The organism is uncultured Marinococcus sp., from assembly GCF_947493875.1.
Classification (GTDB): Bacteria; Bacillota; Bacilli; order Bacillales; family Marinococcaceae; genus Marinococcus.
Window position 1 is genome coordinate 215632 of the sequence record NZ_CANLSU010000006.1, and the last position, 21558, is coordinate 237189.

Consider the following 21558-nt stretch of genomic DNA (forward strand, 5'->3'; position numbering starts at 1 on the left):
GCGCTGTCTACTTTCTTTATCATCGGCTTTAGCTGTTCTTCTGTAAAACAATCTTACGAATCTTCCCGGGGATTGTCAACCATTTCCCTGGCTTTTCGGGGAATCCAGTATGAGCGTCACCGGTCCGTCATTCGTAAGAGATATATCCATATCCGCACCAAACACTCCGGTTTCCACGTGAACGCTTTGTTCTGCAAGAAGTTCGTTAAACTGGAGGTAATACGCTTTGGCCTGCTCCGGCGGTGCCGCCTCCATAAAGTTCGGCCGGCGCCCTTTCTGCGTATTGCCGTAAAGCGTGAACTGAGGAATAGATAACACGCGGCCGCCCACATCGAGCACCGACCGGTTCATTTTCCCCGCTTCATCCTCAAACACGCGGAGATTGCTCACCTTCTCTGCCATCCATGCCAGGTCCTTTTCCGTATCTTCTCCGTGAATGCCTACAAAAAGCACCAGTCCTGAAGATATTTCTCCTGTTACTTCATCCCCGACGCGGCACGCCGCCTCCTTGCTTCTCTGCAGTACCACCTTCACGCTGAACGACCCTTTCTCTTCTGCAAATCGTTAATGCATCACCCGCCGCACGGAATAAATGTCAGGGAGCCCCTTAATTCTATCCACGACCCGGCGCAGATGATCAGTATTGCTGATATTTACGGTTACATGAATAATAGCCATTTTGTTCTTATCTGCCTTGCCGCTGACAGCACTCATGTTGGTTTTCGTTTCAGTAACCGCCTGCAGCACAGCGTTTAAAAGCCCGCGCCGGTCATAGCCGGTCACTTCAATATCCACATTGTAGTTTTTCGATTTCTCAGCCGCGCCTTCCCATTCCACAGACAATAGACGCGGTTCCGAATCCTCGTTTTTAATATTTGGACAGTCACTCCGGTGCACGGATACGCCCCGGCCCTTCGTAATAAAGCCTACGATTTCATCACCAGGGACTGGGTTACAGCACCGGGACAACCGTACGAGCAGGTTATCGACGCCTTTGACCCTCACTCCGGCTCCGGTTTTTCTCGTCGGCGTTGTCGGCTGTACGTCTTTGACAGCTTCAGCCACAGACTTTTGCTCGGCGGCCTGTTCCTGCTCTTGGCGGGCCCGGTCGGTCAGCCTTGTGACAATCTGCTTCGGACTGACGCCGTTATACCCCACTGCTGCAAACATATCTTCATCATTGGAAAAGCTGAATTTGTCGGCTGTTTCCTGACGGTTTTCTTCGTTTAATATCTCTTTTGGCTCGTAGTTTTGCGCCCGCAGCTCACGCTCCACCATTTCACGGCCTTTTTGAATATTTTCTTCACGACGTTCCTTTTTGAAGAACTGCTTAATTTTGTTTTTGGCATGAGAGCTTTTCGTCAGCTTCAGCCAATCCTGGCTTGGACCGTAGGAATGCTTGGATGTAAGCATTTCTACAATATCGCCGGTGGTCAGCTCATGGTCAAGCGGCACCATTTTACCATTTACCTTTGCCCCAATCGAGCGGTTGCCGATCTCCGTATGAATCCGATAGGCAAAATCAATCGGCACTGAGCCCCGCGGGAGCTCGATAACATCGCCCTTTGGCGTAAACACAAACACCATATCGGAAAATAAGTCGATCTTGAGCGATTCCATAAACTCCTGGGCATCCGGCGTATCGTCCTGCCATTCCAGAATCTCCCGGAACCAGGTGAGCTTATCTTCAAGGGACTGTTTGTTCTGTGCGTCCTTGCCTTCCTTATAGGCCCAGTGGGCTGCCACACCAAATTCAGCGATACGGTGCATTTCCCTCGAGCGGATCTGTACCTCAAGAGGCTCTCCGTTCGGTCCGATGACGGTCGTATGAAGAGACTGGTACATATTCGCCTTCGGCATGGCGATATAGTCCTTGAACCGGCCCGGCATCGGCTTCCAGCAGGTGTGAATGATTCCAAGAACAGCGTAGCAGTCCTTAATGCTGTCAACTATAATACGTACGGCCAGCAGGTCATAAATTTCATTAAACTGCTTTTTATCCTTCACCATTTTTCGGTAAATGCTGTAAATATGCTTCGGCCGCCCGTACATTTCGGCATTGATTTTCAAATCATTCACGTTTTCCTGAATGTTATCAATCACCTGGTCGATATATTCTTCCCGTTCGGCGCGCTTTTGTTTCATCAAATTCACGATACGATAATACTGCTGGGGCTCGAGGTAACGGAGCGCCGTGTCCTCAAGCTCCCATTTGATTGTGGAAATACCTAATCGATGAGCAAGCGGGGCAAAAATTTCCAGTGTTTCATTAGAAATGCGGCGCTGTTTCTCCGGTGGAAGATGCTTCAGGGTCCGCATGTTGTGCAGGCGGTCTGCAAGCTTTATCAGGATCACCCGGATATCCTTGGCCATTGCGACCACCATCTTGCGGTGGTTTTCCGCCTGCTGCTGTTCCTTTGATTTGTATTTAATCTTTTTCAGCTTCGTGACACCGTCTACAAGCATAGCCACTTCGCTGTTAAATTCCCGTTCGAGGTCTTCGACGGTCACTTCTGTGTCTTCTACCACATCATGCATAAAAGCAGCCGCGATCGTATCAGGATCCAACTGCAGTTCTATGAGAATACCGGCTACCTGAATAGGGTGCAGGATGTAAGGCTCGCCTGACTTCCGGTATTGCTCCTGATGGGCTTTTTCTGCATAATGATAAGCTTTATCCAAAAAAGCGACATTCGCTTCGGATAAATAAACGCCCGCTTTTTCCATTACTTCATCAATCGTCATGGAATCACCCTTATTCGCCTTTCCACCTTATAATAGATACACGGTATATCTACCGGACATAAATATCTGAATATGAAGAAATATAACGCTAATTGGCTCTAATTTCAAGCCTCAAGCCTTTTTTTCGCCGCTGGCTTCTCCAGGTATAATAATAACCCCCGAACCACTGGTTGGCAGGGGGCTTAAGACAAATATCCGTATTAATCAAACGTGACTAAAGAATAGACATTATAGTCATTCAGTTCTTTGTTGTTTCTTGCATCCAGATAGGAAAGCTCGATGAAGAATGCGAGGCCTGCCACAACTCCACCCAGCTTTTCCACCAGCTGCACAGTAGCTCTTACAGTACCGCCAGTAGCAAGCAGATCATCAGTGATAAGCACCCGCTGGCCGGGTTTAATGGCATCCGTATGAATCGACAGGCTTGCCTCCCCGTATTCCAGGCCGTAATCCTCCGTAATGGTTTCCCGCGGCAGCTTGCCTTCTTTTCGGATCGGTACAAATGCTTTTTCCATTGCATAAGCAACCGGGCATCCAACTACAAATCCTCTCGCTTCCGGGCCGACAATCACATCAATATCGTGCTTTCCGGCAAATTCGATCATGCTGTCAATGGCCTGCCGGTACACAGGACCGTTCTGCATAAGAGTTGTAATATCCTTAAATCGGATGCCCTTTTCAGGAAAATCCTCGATCACTGTTATGTAATCTTTAAAGTCCATGGTTTACCTTCTTCCTTACATCTAATATAGTTTCGTCCTTCTCCGGCAGCCAGGAAAGGATCCGTTTTTTTAATTGCGGAAACGGAGTAAACATCAGTTCCTGCTCGACATTTCTAGCCTCCATTTTTTCCTGGTAGGAGGAGGAGTCAGTTAAATCCTTTTTCGCTGGCTTTTCTTCTGCCGTGACAACTGCATCTTCCATTTTAACAAAACCTAATTCAAAAAACACTTGGCTCATGAAAAACAAATCTTCCGTTTTCCACTGTTTATGCTCGGCCAGCTTCCTGCCCTGACTGTTCAGGTCAAACGAACTACGCTTTTTCAGGAAAGCGTAATACCATTTGAACTGCTCTCTTGAAGGCATCGAATGAAAATATGCTTTTTCTCTTCCATGAAAGTATACATAAACATTCGCCGCCTGTGGGAACTCCGCAAGCGCCTGCTTGAGCATATCAAGCGAAGCCGGCATATCTGCTATCACTACATTGGACGCGTGGTGCAGGCGGCCTTTTATATCGGTTCCGTTAAGAATGGCTGCGTGCCCGGCAGATGCCGCCAGCTCTTTTTGCTGCTCTTCTGTAAAAGCCAGCACCGCTGTATCTGTATTGTCCGTAAACGTCACCTGTTTTTCTTTTCTGCGGTCAAATACTTGAATCTGCTCCACCTTCGCGTCTCTTAAAAATAACTGCGGCTTACGGAAACCGTTCCATTCATTGATGCTCAGTTCCCCAACGACGGAAACCTCTTCATTTTCTGTCAGGCTTTTCGATAAATATCCGAGATGAAAGCCGACACAATCAAGTTTTTTTCCACCGGCAGCGAGTGCCATCTTCAAGTGATTTTTCGATGCTCCTATCGTTTTCACGGATTCGAGAACCGTTTTTTCAATCCGGAAAACCGGCTTTGGATTACCGACACCAAACGGCGCAAGATTCCGCAGGTCTTCGACCGCCTCAATTGTAATGTCATTTACCGAAACATGCACGTCAATATGTGTCGCCGGAACCATCAGTTCACTGCTCAGCGTTTCTTTCGCCTGGCCTACCATGCGGGTTCTCAGGGTATCGATATCTGCAGGGTCCAACGACATGCCAGCCGCCATTGGGTGGCCCCCGAATTTTTGGAGCACGTCACGGTTTTTCGAAAGCTCCTGGAACATATCGAAGCCTTCGATGCTTCTTGCCGAGCCCTTGGCTTCCCCGCTTGCTGCATCAATGCTCATAACGATCACCGGTCGGTAATACCGTTCCACCAGACGGCTGGCCACGATGCCAATAACACCGGCGTTCCATCCTTTTCCTGCAACAATGATAAATGGATTGTCCTCCACGGGAAAATTAGTTTCTACTTCCTCCACCGCTTCCTTGGTCATGCTCTCAACAAGCGTTTTGCGTTCATTGTTCAGGTCATCGATCATTTCCGCCCACGATTCTGCTTCGTCAAGCGTAGCTGCAGTCAGAAGATGCACAGCGGGATCCGCTTCCTCCATGCGACCCGCTGCATTCAAACGCGGCCCCATTGCAAAGCCGACATGGTCTTCCTCCAGCTGCTCCCCTTCAATACTGCATATTCGTTTTAACGCCTGGACACCTGGGAGTTTACTGTTCGTTAAAAGATCGAGTCCCCGCTGCACAAACAGCCGATTTTCCTCCACGAGAGGTACAAGGTCACTGATCGTGCCAAGCGTGACAATATCGAGCCAGTGAACAGGCTCCTCGGTAAGAAGAGCATGTGCTAATTTATAGGCGACTCCGACACCGGCGAGCTCCTTAAACGGGTACGTGCAACCCGGTTTCTTCGGATTAATGATCGCATATGCAGGCGGCAGCTCCGGAGGCGGCTCGTGGTGGTCGGTAATAATAACATCCATGCCTAAATCATTGGCGGTCTGAATTTCATTAACTGCTGCAATGCCCGTGTCGACGGTTATAATGAGTGAAGCTCCTTCATCATGTGCCGATTGAAAAGCCGGCACATTCGGTCCGTACCCTTCCGTAAAACGGTTCGGAATGTACCAGCCAAATGAAGCACCAAGCTCGGTTAAGAGCCGGATCATAATAGTTGTACTCGACACTCCGTCCGCATCGTAATCTCCAAATACGAGTATTCGTTCTTTATTTTCAACTGCCTGCTGAATACGCCGGACAGCTTTTTCCATTCCATCAAGCAAATACGGGTTATGTACAATAGACCAGTCATTATGAATCATCTGCCGAACTTTCTCTGCTGTTTCAAACCCTCTTGCAGCGAGCAGCCGCGCAGATATAACACTTACATTCAATTCATTTTTAAGCTGTTCTGCAAGACGTTCGTCCACTTCGGGCTGGTGCCATCTTGTTCGTGACTGCAGCATATCTCTTTTCCTCTTTTCTTGCTTTAGCGTTTCAAATGATCCTTGTCTGCACTCACTATTGTATCGAAAATACTTACGGGATAAAAGCTATTTTATCTGTATGCAGCCTCACAAAAAAGCTTCTCTTCCCTCCAACGGGAAAAGAAGCAAAAATTACTGAATTTATGATGAACGGCTGGATTTTCCTTTATCGCTATCTTCATGCGTCGTGCCGGTTGTTCTGGAACCGACAGAGGCGCTGTGCTCGTCCGAGGCTTTCCGGAGACGGCGCACTTCTGCTTTCAGTTTATAGATACGGAACATGCTGAGAAATCCTGCCACCATCGCTCCAAGTAGTACAGAAACCAAAATTACGATAATAAGCGGCCATTCTCCAGTGCCAAACAACAAATTCACTTCTACACTATTTACATTAATCACGGCAAAAACAGCGATAATAAGTGCTAAAATGAGTCCCATGATTAAACCTGTTTGTGCTTTCATCCTTTCACTCCTTTCACAGTCTGTGTTCTACTTTATTATACCCGTATAATTGCAAAAATAACCATAAAAAGCCTCCCTTTCAGAAGGGAGGCTTTCATTTCAGGATTCCGGCTCTTCTTCAGCCGGCGCCTTTTCACGGTCCCGTTTAATTTTTTTCCAGTTCCAGATCATCCACAGCTGGGCAGCCAGGAAAATGGAGGAATACGTACCAGCGACCAGGCCGACAAGCAGGGCCAGAGAAAAAGACCGTATGCCTTCGCCGCCGAAAATAAACAGGGCTGCAGCCGCGAACACTACTGTCAGCACAGTATTGATGGAACGCGTGAGCGTCTGGTTCAGGCTGACGTCCACTACTTCTGCGAGGTCTTCAAACGATTCAATCTCTTCTGTCTGAGGCATGTTTTCTCTGATACGGTCAAACGTTACAATCGTATCGTTAATGGAATACCCTACAATCGTCAGAACCGCCGCAATAAACGGCACGTTCACTTCCACCTGCAGCAGGCTGAAAAAGCCAATAATGAAAAATGCATCATGGAGCAGGGCAATAATTGAAGCCACTCCGTATAAAAACTGAAAGCGGATCGTGATATAAATTATCAGTCCGACCGATGCAATCAGCACAGATATAAATGCGTTCTGCGCCAGCTCCTGGCCGACCTGCGGGGAGACAGTACTTGTATTTGGAATACTTCCGTATTCTTCTTCAAAATACGTCTGCACCGCAGCTATTTCCTCCTGGGAAAGCTCCCCGATAAACCGTGCGGAAGCAATTGTATTATTTTCTCCACCAAGCGTAATATCATCTGGCTCCAAATCCGCTTCCACTGCTTCAAAATCCGAGCGCACCTGCTCCTCGGTCAGCGGCTCGTCCGCTGAAACCTCTACTCTTGAGCCGCTTTGAAAATCGATGCCCAGGTTCAAACCGATCGTTGACAAAAGGATGCCTCCGGCAAGAATATATGCGAGAGTAATCAGGAAAAAGACATTCCGGAATTTGACGAAAGGAATCACCCGTTTTAAGATCTTCCTGCTGTTATTAAGGTTCATGGATGTCACGCTCCTTTACGCCAAACACTTTCGGTTTTTTATTAAAGATCCGGCTGTTCACCCATAGGCCGAGAAGCAGCCTTGTCCCAAGCACTGCCGTAATGAAGCTTACAAGTATGCTCACAATCAGCATCAAAGCAAAGCCCTGCACCGAGCTTGTGCCAAAGTAGAAAAGCACCCCGGCAGCGATTAGTGTTGTTACGTTCGCGTCAATAATCGTGCCGAGAGATCGTCTTGCTCCCGAACGGTACGCCGATAAAATGGATCTTCCGTATTTGATCTCCTCTTTAATCCGTTCGTACGTAATAATATTCGCATCCACAGCCATACCGACCCCAAGGACAAGCGCCGCTATTCCCGGAAGCGTCAGCACGCCCTGGATAAAGTTGAATACTGCCAGCACAAAATAAATATATGTACTAAGTGTTAATACCGCTATAAAGCCAGTAAAGCGATAGAATACGAGCATGAATAAGAAAATCAGCCCGACGCCGATAAACGTCGCAAAAATGGTTTTGTCCATAGCCTGTTCACCCAATGAAGCACCAACCGAGTTCGAGTATACTTCTTCGAGCTCCACAGGAAGCGATCCTGAATTCAAAATGTCCGCAAGGTTTTCTGCTTCTTCTACGCTAAAGTCCCCTTCAATCTGAATATCCTGGGTATACAGCGGCTCATCTACTGCGGGGGCAGAAATAAATTTCGGATCATCCTTCGTTGCTTCTTCTTCGTAGGAGTCCCCCTCTTCATAATCAAGCCAGATCACCAGCCGATTGTCTGGAAACGAGTATTCGTTAATGATGTTTTCTGTTACTTCGCCAAACTGATCACCGTCTTTTAGAGAAACGGTGACGATAGGGTTGTTTGCGTCGTCGAAGTTTACCGAAGCGGTGTTTTCCTGGATATCGCTTCCGGACAGCCGCTCGTTATTGTCCACGTCCCTAATGCTTAGGTCGGCTTCTGTGGAAAGCAGCTCCCGTGCAGCCTGCTGGTCTTCGACTCCAGCGAGCTGAACACGTATACGGTTATCCCCTTCAATGGTAATATTCGGCTCAGATACACCTAAAATGTTTACCCGCTGCGTCAGGGCAGCTACCGTGTTCTGCAGCGTTTCGTCTGTGATTTCCTGCCCTTCTTCCTGAGGCTCCACCTCATAGAGCACTTCAAATCCGCCCTGAAGATCCAGCCCAAGATCAATGCCGTTCACAATTTTTTCCGACGTCGGAATCATTAATGCCGCCAGCGCAAAAATAATTAAAAAGAAATAAACAATCCTTGATTTCTTTACCATTACAGGTTCATCCTTCCGTGCTTCGATCCGCCGTTATATGATGCTTCTGCTCCCATAAATAAACCAGAACGGAGCGCTCCGTCTGGTCCTTCTCTCCTGTATACGTTCCTTGTTTCTCAAACAAGAGCAATTATACGTATGCGCAGAATTAAATGTCAATCGACCTTTTCTGCTACATTGCCGCTCACCTGGGCCAGTATTTCTTCCAGAGCATCATCATAGTTTTTCTTTTGCTCGATCTCTTTGTACGATTCGATCGTTTTCTGCTGCATGTAGTCGTGCATTTTCATATGCAGAATCGTTTGCACAATTGTATGTAATGCCGGAGTATCCCGCCGTTTTTTCATCTGGCTTATGCTCATTTCCCATATTTCGTTTATATGTATGTTTTTGTAGCCCAGTGTTTCAAATTCCTTCACTTTGCTCTCAAGTGCCGGATAAACAACCGCCTTCCATTCTTCCCAGACTTCCTCCATCAGAACACCTCCTGCTTTTCATTATACTTAACCATGAAGATGTGGCAAACATACTTTTCTCACAGGATGAAAAAATTCCCGTTTATTTGTAAACGGGAATTCTATACAAGCTATTCATTTACTGTTTCGCGGACCGCGTTCCGGTCAAACGTCAATTTCATGCTGCCGTCTACATCCACGATAAGTTTGTTTTCATCAATAGCATCAATAGTGCCGTGTATACCGCCGATAGTAACGATACGGTCACCCTTTTGCAGATTCGCATGCATTTCCTTGATCCGCTTCTGCTGCTTTTGCTGCGGACGAATCAAAAGGAAATAGAATATGAGAAACATCAAAACCAATACGATAATTGTACTCACTGTTTCACCCCTTGTCCCTTTAGCTTCCCCGATCTAGAAATTTTTAGCATCCGGACGGTTAAAGCCGTATTGTTCAAAAAAAGTTTCCCGAAAATCGAGCAGACGATCTTGCTGGATAGCCTCGCGTACTTGCTGCATTAAGGACAGTAGAAAATACAAGTTATGGTACGAAGTAAGCCGGACGCCGAACGTTTCTTCACTTTTGATCAGATGCCGGATGTAAGCCCTTGAATAATTACGGCAGGTATAGCACCCGCACGCCTCATCGATCGGACGGAAGTCCCTGGCATTTGAAGCGTTTCTTACGACCAGTCTGCCTTTGCTTGTCATACACGTTCCGTTTCGACCGATTCTGGTTGGAAGAACGCAATCAAACATATCTATCCCTCGGATAGATCCATCAATTAACGCATCTGCCGACCCGACTCCCATCAAGTAGCGTGGTTTGTTTTGAGGGAGAAGCGGAGCCGTATATTCCAGCACTCGGTTCATCGTTTCCTTCGGCTCTCCAACAGATAATCCGCCTATAGCGTAACCCGGAAAGTCCATTGAAATCAACTCTTTTGCAGATTTTTCACGCAAATGCCGGTAATCCCCGCCCTGCACGATTCCAAACAATGCCTGATCCTCCGGGCGTGTATGTGCCTCAAGACAACGCTCGGCCCATCTGGTCGTCCGTTCAACAGATGCTTTCATGTATTCTTCCTCGGCCGGATAAGGCGGACACTCGTCAAATGCCATCATCACGTCGGCACCAAGAGAATTTTGAATCTGCATCGCTTTTTCCGGGGAGAGAAATAGTTTGGCTCCGGAAATATGATTCCGAAAATGAACGCCTTCTTCTTTAATATCCCGCAGCTTGCTCAGGCTGAAGACCTGAAATCCTCCGGAATCGGTTAGAATTGGCTTGTTCCAGTTCATGAATTTATGCAGGCCGCCTGCTTCTTCCACGATATCTTCACCGGGCCGTATCCATAAATGATACGTGTTGCTTAAAATCATTCCTGCGCCCATCGACTCCAGTTCCTCCGGGCTCAATGTTTTTACGGTGGCAAGCGTCCCCACCGGCATAAAGGCTGGAGTGTCAAACGACCCGTGCGGGGTGTGCACTTTGCCGAGCCTCGCTCCTGACTGCCGGCACGTCTTAATATGTTCGTATGTTACTGCGGTCATTCGTTATTTCCTCCCGAGTGTATAAGCATTGCATCTCCAAAACTGAAAAAACGGTACCTCTCTCGTATAGCTTCCCCGTATGCACGGAAAAGAAATTGCTTCCCGGCCAGAGCGCTCACAAGCATCACCAGTGTCGATTTTGGCAGATGGAAATTGGTCAAAAGCGCGTCGATTCCCTGGAACGTGTAGCCTGGATAAATGAAAATATCCGTCCAGCCTTTTGCTTCCATAAATTTATTTTCCTGTTTACCTGCCACGGTTTCGAGCGTACGCGCTGACGTCGTCCCCACTGCAATTATACGTTTGCCTGCCGTTTTCGTTTCATTTAAAATTTCAGCTGTTTCCTGCGGGAGATGATAAAATTCCGCATGCATGTCATGCTCCTCTACCGTTTCGGCGGACACCGGGCGAAACGTCCCGAGGCCGACATGCAGCGTTACATGCGCCGTTTGAACCCCTTTTGCCTTCAGTCGTTCAAGCAGCTCCGTTGTAAAGTGAAGCCCTGCCGTAGGAGCTGCAGCGGAGCCGTAATGCTCGGCGTACACAGTCTGGTAACGGTCCTGGTCTTCAAGTTTTTCTTTGATATAAGGAGGCAGGGGCATTTCGCCGAGTTCCTCGAGAATTTCAAGAAAAATACCGTCATAGGTGAACACCATCTCCCGGCCCCCGTGATCAAGCACCTTCGTGCATTCTGCCGTCAAACGTCCGTCCCCGAAGGTGACTACGGTCCCCGGTTTTACTCGTTTCGCCGGCTTCACAAGCGTTTCCCACGTGTCGCCCTCCTGCTGCAGCAGCAGCACTTCTATCCCTGCACCCGTTTCTTTCTTTTCACCAATGAGCCTTGCCGGCCAAACTTTTGTGTTGTTTAGCACTAAACAGTCACCAGCCTCAAGGTGGTCTTCAATCTGATGAAAGCGTTCATGCGCAATGGTCTCTTCCTTCGTATTCATCACAAGCAGCCGGGACTGATCCCGTTCTTTCAGCGGATGCTGCGCGATAAGCTCCTCAGGCAGTTCAAAATCAAATTCATTTATATTCATGGCTAACCCTTCCTATTCGTTCAATCACGTAAAACCAAAAGCTATTATATAGGAATTTACCGTTTTATGCACGAAAGAAATCCAGCACCACAAAGTGCTGGCTACTCAAGCATGGCTCATGTATTTTCTTCCTGATACGGATAACCAAAATGCTCATACGCAAGCGGAGCTGCTTTTCTTCCTCGTGGCGTCCGCTGCAGAAATCCGATCTGCATTAAATACGGTTCATACACATCTTCGAGCGTGTGGGCCTCTTCTCCAATTTTTGCTGCTATCGCCTCCACGCCGGCCGGACCGCCCCGGAAGGTCTCAATTAAGCCGAGCAGGTATTTATGATCAATGTGGTCAAGGCCGAGCTTATCCACCTGCAGTCGTTCCAGGGCATGATTTGCCAGCTCCATCGTGATGCTTCCGTCCCCCTGCACCTGGGCAAAATCACGAACCCTTCGCAGCAGCCGGTTCACCACCCGCGGGGTCCCCCGGGATCTTCTGGCGAGTTCGTAGGCTGCTCCTTTATCAATATTAAGCTGGAATAAATCTCCCGAACGCCGGACGATTTCAGCCAGGTCCTCCTCCACATAGTATTCCAGGCGTGCGTGTACGCCGAATCGATCTCTGAGCGGTGCAGAGAGAAGACCTGCTCTCGTAGTGGCGCCAATCAGAGTGAAAGGGGGGAGATCAAGGCGGACAGACCGCGCAGAGCTGTCCTTGCCAATTACAATATCGATGCAAAAATCCTCCATTGCCGGGTACAGCACTTCCTCCACTGCCCGGGGGAGCCGGTGTATTTCATCGATAAAAAGTACGTCACCGGGCTCGAGTGCTGTCATGACTGCGGCAAGATCTCCGGGCCTTTCAATAGCCGGACCGCTCGTTGTCCGAATGTTTACATCCATCTCACGCGCAATAATCATGGCAAGCGTCGTTTTTCCAAGACCGGGAGGCCCGTAAAGCAAAGTATGGTCAAGCGGCTCTTCCCGGAGCTTCGCCGCTTCAATAAATACCTCCAGGTTTTCCTTTACTTTTCGCTGGCCAATATATTCCCGAAGCCGGTCCGGGCGAATGCTTTGTTCCACCAAGTCTTCTCCTGATTCTGCTTCCTGGGAAACAATTCTATCTTCCAAGAATTTTTCCTCCTCCGTTTTCTGCTATGTGAGCATCCACTGCAGAGCTTTTCTTACATATTCATCTGCACTCAACTGTTCTTTTTCCAAATGAGGGCGCACTTTTTTGATTTCTTTTTCTCCGTATCCAAGGGCCGTCAGTGCTTCAAGCGCTTCCTCAAGATCTCCACCCGGCTGCTGCTCGTCAAGCAGGGATACTGGTGCCCCCGCTACTGTTACCGCATCATAAACGCCGGTCAATTTCCCTTTCAGATCGATAATCATCTGCTTTGCTGTTTTTTTACCGACTCCCGGAAATTTCGTTAAAAACGTTTCGTCTTCATTTTCAATAGCTCCCACCACCTGCCCCGGATCCCCGGATGCAAGAATAGCCTGAGCGCCCTTCGGCCCTATTCCCGACACCTGAAGCAGCTGTTCAAACAGCTCGCGCTCTTTTCTTGAACGAAAGCCGTACAGACGGTTTACATCTTCTTTAACATACTGATATGTATAAACTACTGTTTCTTCATCCGCCTGCTGGCCGTTAAATACAAAAGGGTTGGAACAATAGATTAAATAGCCGATCCCGTTGTTTTCAATCGTGATCGTGTCGCCTTTTATATGATCCACACGTCCTTTTACGAATTCGATCACTGTCGTCCTCTCCTTGCTTTATTAAAATGCGAACATGCTTTCCTATATCATAGCAAAGATCGCCCCAGTTGAAAAATGACTATTCGCCCACTCTGCCAAAGGCCTGCGCATTAAAAACCTTCCACCGGTGGGGTGAAAGGTTTACGAGGAGACTTCCAGACGTTCCATCTGCTCTTCTTCTGCTTCAAAGTTATGGTACACGCTCTGTACATCATCGTTATCTTCAAGCGCGTCGATCAATTTGAGCATCTTCCGGGCATGTTCATCTTCTAAATGGGCTTTCGTTTCCGGAATCATGGTGACCTCTGCCGTGGAAAAATGATACGTATGCTCCATAGCCCCTTTTACAGCTTCGAAATCATCGGGTTCAGTGTAAATATAAAATCCGTGGTCATCGTACTCCACGTCATCCGCCCCGGCTTCTACGGCCTCCAGCATGAACGTGTCTTCATCAGCTTCAACGTTTTCACGGTCTACGGCCAGAAAGCCCTCTTTGTTGAAAAGAAAAGAAACGCAGCCATTCTCTCCGAGGTTGCCTCCATTTTTATTAAAAGCGGCACGAATATCCGCTACAGTCCGGTTTTTATTGTCAGTTAACGTTTTTACCATTACAGCCGCTCCGCCAGGACCGTACCCTTCGTACGTCATTTCTTCGTACTGCAATTCCGCTCCCTGGCCTTTTGCTTTTTTGATGGTCCGCGTAATATTTTCATTTGGAATGTTCGCTGCCCGTGCTTTTGTAATCGCCATACGCAAACGAAGATTCTGGTCGGGGTCATCTCCTGCCTCCCGGACAGCGGCGAAAATTTCCTTCGATAATTTCGTGAATATTTTTGCCCGCCTGGAGTCCTGAGCTTCTTTACGGCGCTTAATATTATTCCATTTCGAATGTCCTGCCATTACGATTCTCCTTCCTATCTTCACAGCCTGGTATAGAATAAAATGGCGGCTGTTTTTAATTTACAATAAAAACATCTTACCGCTATGATATAGAGTAACAACCTACAAAGCGAGGTATTACCATGCCTAAAGATTCTTCAAAAAAAATGCTCGGTGCCGATCGGCGCAGTCAGCTGCTCGAATGGCTTGAAATGTCCGTCCGGCCACTGACCGGTAGCTCTCTTGCTTCAAGAGCGAGCGTCAGCCGCCAGGTCATCGTCCAGGACATGTCGTTACTGAAAGCCCAGGGGCATCCAATTCTCGCCACGTCCCAGGGCTATATTATTATTCAGAATAAGAACACAGACCAGACGGTACAAAAACGCGTAGCCGTCTCCCACCCTTCCGATCCGGCCAGCACTCTCAAGGAGCTGTACTTAATTGTAGACCACGGTGGGAAGATTGTTGATGTGTCCGTCGAGCATCCCGTTTACGGTGACATTACCGCATCCTTAATGATCGAAAGCCGGATTGACGCGGACCGCTTTATCAAAAACATGAAAAATACAAATGCTTCCATGCTCTCGGAACTGACTGCCGGTGTGCACCTTCATACCATTGAAATTCCTTCGCACGCTCAGTTCGATGTTTTGCTGGAGGCTTTACAAAGCCACTCCTACCTGATCAGCGAAGATAATTAACCTGTCGTCCTGCTGTCTACTTTCGCTTCTGCCGAAGAGAGCTCAAAGCACGGATAATGTCCGAGAACCCGGACTCCAAAGCCCAGCGCTTCAAGCTCCGCAATAACGCCTGGAATCAAGACATCGTCCTCTGGCTGCTCTACGTCCATGACAAAAAAGTAATTTCCAATCCCGGTCTTCATTGGCCGGGATTCAATTTTTGTTAAATTTAATTTCCGCCACGAAAAGGCCGCAAGAACTTGATGCAAAGCACCTGGATAGTCAGAAGGGAGCGTAATGACCATCGTCGTTCTCTCCGTTACTTTCTTTTCTTCAGAAAGACTTTCCGCCCGGTCTTCACTGCCAGCGAGCACCACAAAGCGGGTATGGTTATTTGTATAGTCATGAATATTTTCCTTCACGATCTCAAGGCCGTACTGCTCCGCAGCCAATCTGGTCGCAATTACTACGCCTTCAGCTGTACCCTCGCTCACCTTTTTCGCAGCGGCACTGGTGGAATTTGTAAACTGCGCTTTTGTTTCCGGCATCCACCGGCTTAAAAACTCATGGCACTGGGCAATGGCATGCGGGTGTGAATGCACAAATTCCGCCTGCTCCCATTGCTCCTTTTCCTCTGGAAGAGCCAGCAGGTGCTGCTCAATGGGCACAGTCACTTCTCCAATAATCGGCAGTTCATGCTTATGAATCAAATAATCCAGGGTCACATTCACCGAGCCTTCGATCGCATTTTCAAGCGGCACGACAGCAATATCTATCTCCTGCTGCTGCGTCAGCTTCATCCCTTCTGCAATCGTATCAAAGGGCTCGAGCACCTGCTCATGAAAGAGCACCCGGGCCGCCATTTCTGTAAAAGTTCCCCTTGGGCCAAGATATCCCACTCGCTTCACTCTCTCCACTCCTTTACCTTTCTACTCTTTACAGTGATCCGGACCCAACTATTTCAGCCTTTTCAACAAATTCCATTCCCTGAATTTTGCGTACAAAGTCACGGATTTCCAGACTGAGCGCCGACGTATCCACAGTCAGCGTGATATTTGCCCGCCCCTGCAGCGGGATTGTCTGATTAATAGTAAGCACGTTTGAATTCGCTTCCGCTACAATACGCAGCAGCTCCGACAGAGAGCCGGAACGATCGGCAAGCTGAATCGATAATGTAATAATCTGCTCCTGTATCATTGTATGGAACGGAAAAATAGCGTCGCGGTATTTGTAAAATGCGCTGCGGCTCAGATCCACATGCTGAACCGCTTCGGCCACCTTTTGCACCTTGCCGCTTTCGAGCAGTGCTTTTGCTTCCAACGTTTTCTGCATTGCATCTGTCAACAGATCTTCCCGCACAAGATAGAAATGATCAATTCTGTCTGCCACTGCTTTCACCACACTCTTTTATACTCTGATTTATACTGACTGATTACCCATCAACAAATTCAAACTCAAAGTCCAGCAGCCTTACTGTATCTCCGTGCTTAGCCCCGCGCTCGCGAAGTGCTTCATCGACGCCCATGTTACGCATTTTCTTTGAAAAGCGCTGCATTGAATCTTCGTGGGAAAGATCTGCCATTCTATAGTGTTTTTCGATGTCCGGGCCGTACAGTACATAAGCACCGTCGTCGGCTCGGCCGATGTAAAACGGAGCTTCTTTTTCATCAAGCGTGTACACCACTTTTTCTTCCTGGTCCTCTTCATCATATAAATGAAAGGCAGGAGTCGTTTCCACCAGATCCGCTACTCGTTGCAGAAGCGGCTGAATGCCCTGCTTTCTAAGGGTAGAGACAGGAAATACTTCAATGCCTTCCGGAAGCTTCTTTTTAAACTCTTCAAGCTGTTCCTCTGTGCCCGGCATGTCCATCTTGTTAGCCATTACTACCATTGGGCGTTCAAGCAGCCGGAGGTTATGCTCCCGCAGCTCCGCATTAATCTGCTGAAAATCCTCAAATGGATCACGGCCTTCGAGTTCGCCGGCCATATCGACAATATGCACAAGCACCCGCGTCCGTTCAATATGCCGCAAAAATTGGGCTCCAAGCCCAACTCCTTCATGGGCTCCGGCAATAAGTCCCGGGAGATCTGCCATGACAAAGCTTTTTCCTTCTCCTGCATCCACGACGCCGAGATTCGGCTTTAATGTAGTAAATGGATAATCGGCAATTTTAGGCCGTGCTGCTGATACTATAGACAATAGCGTGGATTTACCGACGCTTGGAAAACCGACAAGACCAACGTCTGCCAGCACCTTCAGCTCAAGCTGAATGTCTTTTTCCTCCGCCGGCTCGCCTTTTTCGCTGATTTCCGGGGCTGGGTTGGAAGGAGAAGCAAATCGCGTGTTACCACGACCGCCACGGCCGCCCTTTGCCACCACTACCCGCTGTTTATGCTCTATCAAATCGGCAATCATGACCTCCGAGCTGCGGTCACGGATAATTGTGCCCGGCGGTACACGGACAATTAAATCTTCGCCGCCTCTGCCGTGCTGGTTTTTGGATCTTCCATTGTCTCCGCGCTTTGCCTTAAAATGGCGCTGATAGCGGAAGTCCATCAATGTTCTAAGCCCTTCATCCACTTCAAAAACTACATCTGCGCCTCTGCCTCCGTCACCTCCGGCCGGTCCGCCGTCCGGGACATACTTTTCCCGACGAAAGGCGACCATGCCATCTCCGCCATCGCCGCCTTTTACATATAAATTTACGTGATCTACAAACAACTCTTTCACCTCATTAGTATTCTTACTGACCGCCTGTTTGATCGACAATGACGCAATATAGGTGCTCTGTGCTTACTTCTATATACTCAATCATATCTATCATTACGGACTCTTTTCTTATCCATTGTTCGAGCCTCTCAGGACTCTTCAATTCACCTTCAAAATCGAGCTCCAGACACGCAAGCCCTCCCTCGTTCTGGTTGATGGAAATTTCGAGGTGGTTTTCTCTTGTTCGTCCGGCCTGCTCATCAATGCATGCAGCCAGACCCTGAAAAAAACCAGTCCATTTTTGATCGTCCGGTTGGGCATTGAACGTATCCTCCACCTCAAAATCAATGGAAAACCAGTGTTCCTGCCAGTGAAACGTAATCAACTCCACAGCAAAAGCCGGGGCCTGTACGTTTGAAAGCTTGGCTTCGTGGGATGCTTTAAAGGCCGTTTTTTCGATTACTTTCTGTAGCTCCTCCACTTTACCAAGCGCAGCGTGTGTTTTCAGAAGCTGCAGGACATTCATCCAATCATGACGGGAATGCTTCAATACGTCCAATTTTTCTTCAGCCTTCATAGAGGTTACCGCCTTTCCACTTCACCGCGCTGTCGTACAGTTTGTTCCACTGCTTCGAACGCAAAACTACTCACATATGGTACACTTTATTGTATCACATGTCACGTGGTAAACGTATCCGGGCATGTACACTTCTTCACTCCCTATACATTGAAAATCATACACAGAGAGGGTGCTGATATATGAACCGGCCACTTATTTACGGAAATACACCGACCTTCCTTCACGCTTCTTCAGTAGCAAAAGACTTATCGAAAGCAGCAAACTACCAGGCCACTATTTACGGCGTGCCATGGGAGGGAGCGGTAACCTGGGGAGCGTATACAGGCTGCGAGCTGGGGCCGAAGGTGATCCGCCAGTGCTCCGAGCGCTACAGCGGCTATCTGCCTGAGCTTGACGGCATCGATGTACTCAGCCATTACAGCCTCGCCGATGCCGGCGACGTTTCCACCACGCCGGCTGACGTCCCGGCCACCATGGACTCCATCCAGTCATTCGCTTCTTCTTTATGGGCGTCCGGCACTTTTCCTGTCGGTCTCGGAGGAGACCATGGCATCACATATCCTGTCATACGGGCGCTTGGTGAAACTACCGGAAAAAAAATCGGCATCATTCATATCGATGCCCACTTTGATAATAACGATGAATCGATGGGCGACGAGTTCGGGCGCGGTTCCCCATTTGCGCGCCTGTATGAATACGAGCAGGTGCGCAATGAGAGCCTCGTGCATCTTGGCATTCACGGCCCGCGCAATAAAGCAGTCAATGGCAGGTCAGCCAAAGAAGCGGGGGCTGTCACGATTACTATCGATAAAATCCGTAATGCTCCGGATTTAAAAGCATTTGCCAAGGAAGTCTACGAAACTGCTTCTGAGGGGACCGATGAAGTATATTTAAGTATCTGCAGCGATATTTTAGATTATGCTTACAATCCAGGCGGCCCGGCGGATGCAAACGGCCTCCGCCCCGAGCAGCTGCTCACCCTTATTCATGAATTCGGTATACACGGTGTCTGCGGCATGGATTTTGTTGAAGTCTACCCGCAGCAGGACCAAAACGATTTTTCCTCTCATTTTGTCACGCTGGCTGTGCTCTACGTACTTGCCGGGAGATTAAAGCAGGAAGGAAAAGCATAAAAATACAAAGAGGCGCCCTTTCATCATTTTGAAAGGGCGCTCTTTTACATTATGAAGAAACCTTCTGTTCCACTAAAGCATCAATCGCGTCGCCGAGCGCCTCCAGGAACTCACGCTGACTGTTTGGCATTTCCGGCCGGTAGTATGCCGCTCCTACACTGTCGCAGGCATCTTTACATTCAACATCGTTATCAAACAATACTTCGAGATGATCAGCTACAAACCCAACCGGGCAATAGACGAATGCCTCATAGCCATGTTGATGGTGCAGATCCTTCGTTAAATCCTGCACGTCCGGCCCAAGCCATGGATCCGGAGTATTTCCTTCACTCTGCCAGCCAATATCGTAGTGCTGAACATTGGCGCGCTCTGCGATCCACTGAGCAGTTTCTTTCAGTTGTTCCGGATAAGGATCTCCTTTGGCGATGATTTTTTCCGGAAGGCTGTGAGCAGAAAAGATAACGCATGTTTTCGTTTCATCAAGCCCATCAAGCATGGTACGCACCCGTTCAGCCCAGTAGTGCAGAAACTTCGGCTGGTCGTACCAGCTTTCTACACTGTGAATCGCCGGGCCGTTGATACGGGAGGATTCCTCCTGGGCCCGTCCATTATATGACTTTACGCTGAATGTCGAAAAATGCGGCGCCAGGACAATACTGTACGCCTCCTCGATGCCATCCTTTTTCATTTCAGCCACAGCATCCTCGATAAACGGGTCAATATGCTTTAAGCCGATATACACGTGAAATTCCCGTTCCGGGTGGCGTTCGTTCATCACTTCACCCAGACCGTAGGCCTGGTCCTCTGTAATTTTTGCAAGCGGGGACACTCCGCCAATTGCTTTATAGCGGGAGACAAGATCCTCCAGGGCTTCTTCGGACGGTTTGTTTCCGCGCCGGATATGAGTGTAATAGCTTTCTACTTCGTCGAGGCTTCTCGGAGTGCCATAAGCCATCACCAAAAGGCCGGTTTTCTTTTTCATCGTCTTCCCTCCAACTGTTCTTTCGAATATTCATGAACGAAAGCTGTTAAACGTTTCAACGTATCAGGCTTCACATCCGGGAATACCCCGTGCCCCAAATTAAAAATAAATCCGGGATGCTGAATGCCTTCATCAATAATAGCGGCAGCTCTTTTCTCTATTTCCGGCCACGGGGCAAGCAGTAAACTCGGATCCAGGTTGCCCTGAAGCGTTTTGGTGACACCCCGGTTTCTGGCTTCAAGTATGGAGGTCCGCCAGTCCAGTCCAATAATGGAGAGCGGCAGATCGTTCCAGTCTTCAAGCAGATGGCCGGCACCGACTCCAAACATGGACACCGGTACATTCTTTTCTTCTAAAGCTGCAAATATTCTGGTCATCACAGGCTTCACATACTGGCGGTAATCGGAGGCGTTTAAGGCACCGACCCAGGAGTCAAAGATTTGAATAGACTGGGCTCCCGCCTCTATCTGAGCACCAGCGTACCGAATCACCATGTCACCCAGTGTATCCATCAATGCAAACCAGGCGTCCGGCTGCGAATACATAAAGCTTTTGGTCCGGTGGTAGTTTTTTGACGGTCCGCCTTCAATCATGTAGCTCGCCAGTGTAAACGGTGCCCCGCTAAAGCTGATTAACGGCACATTCAGCTGCTGACGCAGTAGCTTAATTGTTTCAAGCACGTAGTCGATATCCTTTTCCGGCTCAAGCGTTCCAAGCCGTTTTACATCATCCAGCGTTTCAATCGGACGGTCAATGACCGGACCGATGCCCGGTTTTATTTCTACATCTACGCCGATAGACGGCAGCGGGGTCATAATGTCTTTATATAAAATAGCCGCATCGTTTTGATACTGTTCCACCGGCAGCCGGGTTACATAAGCACACAGTTCGGGATCATGAGTAATTTCCACCAGCGAATACTTCTCTTTTAATTTACGGTATTCAGGCTGAGACCTCCCTGCCTGCCGCATATACCATACCGGCACGTGTCCAGTGTAGTTTCCTCCTGCTGCTTCTAAAAAAGTATTATTATATAAGGTTTCTTTCATTTTGGGCACTTCCTCTCTGCCTGCTCACCACTCAAGCTCGCGCAATCACCTTTTCTGTTTTTACCATAACCTGTCCGATCCTGTCATGTATAG

Annotated in this window: 22 protein-coding genes and 1 other annotated feature (1 of these 23 only partly in view); of the genes, 2 read left to right on the forward strand and 20 right to left on the reverse strand. The window is 48.4% G+C overall.

What is annotated here, in order from left to right:
- Positions 1–32: a binding site (T-box leader), on the reverse strand; it reaches 194 nt to the left of the window's first position.
- 43 nt (positions 33–75) lie between these two features.
- The 14 genes from dtd to Q0757_RS13160 all read right to left on the reverse strand — a co-directional run bounded on the left by dtd (position 76) and on the right by Q0757_RS13160 (position 14352).
- Positions 76–534, reverse strand: a complete 459-nt coding sequence (gene dtd / locus Q0757_RS13095; protein WP_298788053.1) for a D-aminoacyl-tRNA deacylase — start codon at positions 532–534, stop codon at positions 76–78.
- 30 nt (positions 535–564) lie between these two features.
- Positions 565–2745 carry a bifunctional (p)ppGpp synthetase/guanosine-3',5'-bis(diphosphate) 3'-pyrophosphohydrolase gene (locus Q0757_RS13100; RefSeq protein WP_298788055.1) on the reverse strand — a complete coding sequence of 727 codons (2181 nt, stop codon included), beginning with the start codon at positions 2743–2745 and terminating at the stop codon, positions 565–567.
- A 200-nt stretch (positions 2746–2945) separates the two neighbouring features.
- Positions 2946–3467, reverse strand: a complete 522-nt coding sequence (locus Q0757_RS13105; RefSeq protein ID WP_298788057.1) for an adenine phosphoribosyltransferase — start codon at positions 3465–3467, stop codon at positions 2946–2948.
- Positions 3457–5820: a single-stranded-DNA-specific exonuclease RecJ gene (gene recJ / locus Q0757_RS13110; protein ID WP_298788059.1), complete on the reverse strand. Its 2364-nt coding sequence runs from the start codon at positions 5818–5820 to the stop codon at positions 3457–3459. The genes Q0757_RS13105 and recJ overlap by 11 nt, the downstream gene beginning before the upstream one ends.
- Before the next feature lie 162 nt (positions 5821–5982).
- Complete coding sequence (locus tag Q0757_RS13115) at positions 5983–6303, reverse strand: lipopolysaccharide assembly LapA domain-containing protein (protein WP_298788061.1); 321 nt, start codon at positions 6301–6303, stop codon at positions 5983–5985.
- A 99-nt stretch (positions 6304–6402) separates the two neighbouring features.
- Positions 6403–7353, reverse strand: coding sequence for a protein translocase subunit SecF (gene secF, locus Q0757_RS13120; protein ID WP_298788063.1), 951 nt, complete (start codon positions 7351–7353; stop codon positions 6403–6405).
- Positions 7343–8644, reverse strand: a complete 1302-nt coding sequence (secD, locus tag Q0757_RS13125) for a protein translocase subunit SecD (protein ID WP_298788065.1) — start codon at positions 8642–8644, stop codon at positions 7343–7345. Before secD ends, secF begins: the two co-directional genes overlap by 11 nt.
- Before the next feature lie 155 nt (positions 8645–8799).
- Entirely contained in the window at positions 8800–9120 is a 321-nt protein-coding gene (locus Q0757_RS13130; RefSeq protein ID WP_298788068.1) for a post-transcriptional regulator, read from the reverse strand.
- 110 nt (positions 9121–9230) lie between these two features.
- Positions 9231–9482: a preprotein translocase subunit YajC gene (gene yajC, locus Q0757_RS13135; protein WP_298788070.1), complete on the reverse strand. Its 252-nt coding sequence runs from the start codon at positions 9480–9482 to the stop codon at positions 9231–9233.
- Between the two features lie 33 nt (positions 9483–9515).
- The gene (tgt, locus tag Q0757_RS13140) at positions 9516–10655 is read right to left on the reverse strand and encodes a tRNA guanosine(34) transglycosylase Tgt (RefSeq protein WP_298788071.1); all 1140 of its coding nucleotides are present in this window, start codon (positions 10653–10655) and stop codon (positions 9516–9518) included.
- Positions 10652–11695 carry a tRNA preQ1(34) S-adenosylmethionine ribosyltransferase-isomerase QueA gene (gene queA, locus Q0757_RS13145; RefSeq protein ID WP_298788073.1) on the reverse strand — a complete coding sequence of 348 codons (1044 nt, stop codon included), beginning with the start codon at positions 11693–11695 and terminating at the stop codon, positions 10652–10654. The genes tgt and queA overlap by 4 nt, the downstream gene beginning before the upstream one ends.
- A gap of 116 nt (positions 11696–11811) precedes the next feature.
- Positions 11812–12819: a Holliday junction branch migration DNA helicase RuvB gene (gene ruvB, locus Q0757_RS13150; protein WP_298788075.1), complete on the reverse strand. Its 1008-nt coding sequence runs from the start codon at positions 12817–12819 to the stop codon at positions 11812–11814.
- A gap of 24 nt (positions 12820–12843) precedes the next feature.
- Positions 12844–13452 (reverse strand): Holliday junction branch migration protein RuvA, encoded by a 609-nt coding sequence (ruvA, locus tag Q0757_RS13155; protein ID WP_298788077.1) that lies wholly within the window; start codon positions 13450–13452, stop codon positions 12844–12846.
- A gap of 141 nt (positions 13453–13593) precedes the next feature.
- Positions 13594–14352 carry a YebC/PmpR family DNA-binding transcriptional regulator gene (locus Q0757_RS13160; RefSeq protein WP_298788079.1) on the reverse strand — a complete coding sequence of 253 codons (759 nt, stop codon included), beginning with the start codon at positions 14350–14352 and terminating at the stop codon, positions 13594–13596.
- 122 nt (positions 14353–14474) lie between these two features.
- Between Q0757_RS13160 and Q0757_RS13165 the strand changes: the two genes are divergently transcribed.
- The gene (locus tag Q0757_RS13165) at positions 14475–15032 is read left to right on the forward strand and encodes a transcription repressor NadR (protein WP_298788082.1); all 558 of its coding nucleotides are present in this window, start codon (positions 14475–14477) and stop codon (positions 15030–15032) included.
- Here Q0757_RS13165 and pheA read toward each other — a convergent pair.
- The 4 genes from pheA to Q0757_RS13185 are packed head-to-tail and all read right to left on the reverse strand — an operon-like array spanning position 15029 to position 18298.
- A complete protein-coding gene (gene pheA / locus Q0757_RS13170) occupies positions 15029–15919 on the reverse strand; it encodes a prephenate dehydratase (RefSeq protein ID WP_298788084.1) in 891 nt (296 codons plus the stop codon). The genes Q0757_RS13165 and pheA overlap by 4 nt on opposite strands.
- 28 nt (positions 15920–15947) lie before the next feature.
- Positions 15948–16388, reverse strand: coding sequence for an ACT domain-containing protein (locus Q0757_RS13175; protein ID WP_298788198.1), 441 nt, complete (start codon positions 16386–16388; stop codon positions 15948–15950).
- A 55-nt stretch (positions 16389–16443) separates the two neighbouring features.
- Positions 16444–17733 carry a GTPase ObgE gene (gene obgE, locus Q0757_RS13180; protein WP_298788200.1) on the reverse strand — a complete coding sequence of 430 codons (1290 nt, stop codon included), beginning with the start codon at positions 17731–17733 and terminating at the stop codon, positions 16444–16446.
- A 22-nt stretch (positions 17734–17755) separates the two neighbouring features.
- A complete protein-coding gene (locus Q0757_RS13185) occupies positions 17756–18298 on the reverse strand; it encodes a Spo0B C-terminal domain-containing protein (RefSeq protein ID WP_298788086.1) in 543 nt (180 codons plus the stop codon).
- A 182-nt stretch (positions 18299–18480) separates the two neighbouring features.
- Here Q0757_RS13185 and Q0757_RS13190 point away from each other — a divergent pair, with 182 nt between their 5' ends.
- Positions 18481–19434 carry an agmatinase family protein gene (locus Q0757_RS13190; protein ID WP_298788088.1) on the forward strand — a complete coding sequence of 318 codons (954 nt, stop codon included), beginning with the start codon at positions 18481–18483 and terminating at the stop codon, positions 19432–19434.
- Between the two features lie 49 nt (positions 19435–19483).
- Here Q0757_RS13190 and hemH read toward each other — a convergent pair whose 3' ends face one another.
- Positions 19484–20416 (reverse strand): ferrochelatase, encoded by a 933-nt coding sequence (hemH, locus tag Q0757_RS13195; protein ID WP_298788090.1) that lies wholly within the window; start codon positions 20414–20416, stop codon positions 19484–19486.
- A complete protein-coding gene (gene hemE / locus Q0757_RS13200; protein WP_298788094.1) occupies positions 20413–21465 on the reverse strand; it encodes a uroporphyrinogen decarboxylase in 1053 nt (350 codons plus the stop codon). The genes hemH and hemE overlap by 4 nt, the downstream gene beginning before the upstream one ends.
- Positions 21466–21558 lie beyond the last annotated feature (93 nt).

What these genes read in the sequence shown, in the direction of transcription:
- Q0757_RS13165 (WP_298788082.1), top strand. Translation starts at nt 14,475, where the DNA reads ATGCCTAAAGATTCTTCAAAAAAAATGCTCGGTGCCGATCGGCGCAGT.
- queA (WP_298788073.1), bottom strand. Translation starts at nt 11,695, where the DNA reads ATGAATATAAATGAATTTGATTTTGAACTGCCTGAGGAGCTTATCGCG.
- tgt (WP_298788071.1), bottom strand. Translation starts at nt 10,655, where the DNA reads ATGACCGCAGTAACATACGAACATATTAAGACGTGCCGGCAGTCAGGA.
- Q0757_RS13160 (WP_298788079.1), bottom strand. Translation starts at nt 14,352, where the DNA reads ATGGCAGGACATTCGAAATGGAATAATATTAAGCGCCGTAAAGAAGCT.
- Q0757_RS13130 (WP_298788068.1), bottom strand. Translation starts at nt 9,120, where the DNA reads ATGGAGGAAGTCTGGGAAGAATGGAAGGCGGTTGTTTATCCGGCACTT.
- Q0757_RS13115 (WP_298788061.1), bottom strand. Translation starts at nt 6,303, where the DNA reads ATGAAAGCACAAACAGGTTTAATCATGGGACTCATTTTAGCACTTATT.
- Q0757_RS13190 (WP_298788088.1), top strand. Translation starts at nt 18,481, where the DNA reads ATGAACCGGCCACTTATTTACGGAAATACACCGACCTTCCTTCACGCT.
- Q0757_RS13100 (WP_298788055.1), bottom strand. Translation starts at nt 2,745, where the DNA reads ATGACGATTGATGAAGTAATGGAAAAAGCGGGCGTTTATTTATCCGAA.
- hemH (WP_298788090.1), bottom strand. Translation starts at nt 20,416, where the DNA reads ATGAAAAAGAAAACCGGCCTTTTGGTGATGGCTTATGGCACTCCGAGA.
- hemE (WP_298788094.1), bottom strand. Translation starts at nt 21,465, where the DNA reads ATGAAAGAAACCTTATATAATAATACTTTTTTAGAAGCAGCAGGAGGA.
- recJ (WP_298788059.1), bottom strand. Translation starts at nt 5,820, where the DNA reads ATGCTGCAGTCACGAACAAGATGGCACCAGCCCGAAGTGGACGAACGT.
- secF (WP_298788063.1), bottom strand. Translation starts at nt 7,353, where the DNA reads ATGAACCTTAATAACAGCAGGAAGATCTTAAAACGGGTGATTCCTTTC.
- secD (WP_298788065.1), bottom strand. Translation starts at nt 8,644, where the DNA reads ATGGTAAAGAAATCAAGGATTGTTTATTTCTTTTTAATTATTTTTGCG.
- Q0757_RS13105 (WP_298788057.1), bottom strand. Translation starts at nt 3,467, where the DNA reads ATGGACTTTAAAGATTACATAACAGTGATCGAGGATTTTCCTGAAAAG.
- Q0757_RS13185 (WP_298788086.1), bottom strand. Translation starts at nt 18,298, where the DNA reads ATGAAGGCTGAAGAAAAATTGGACGTATTGAAGCATTCCCGTCATGAT.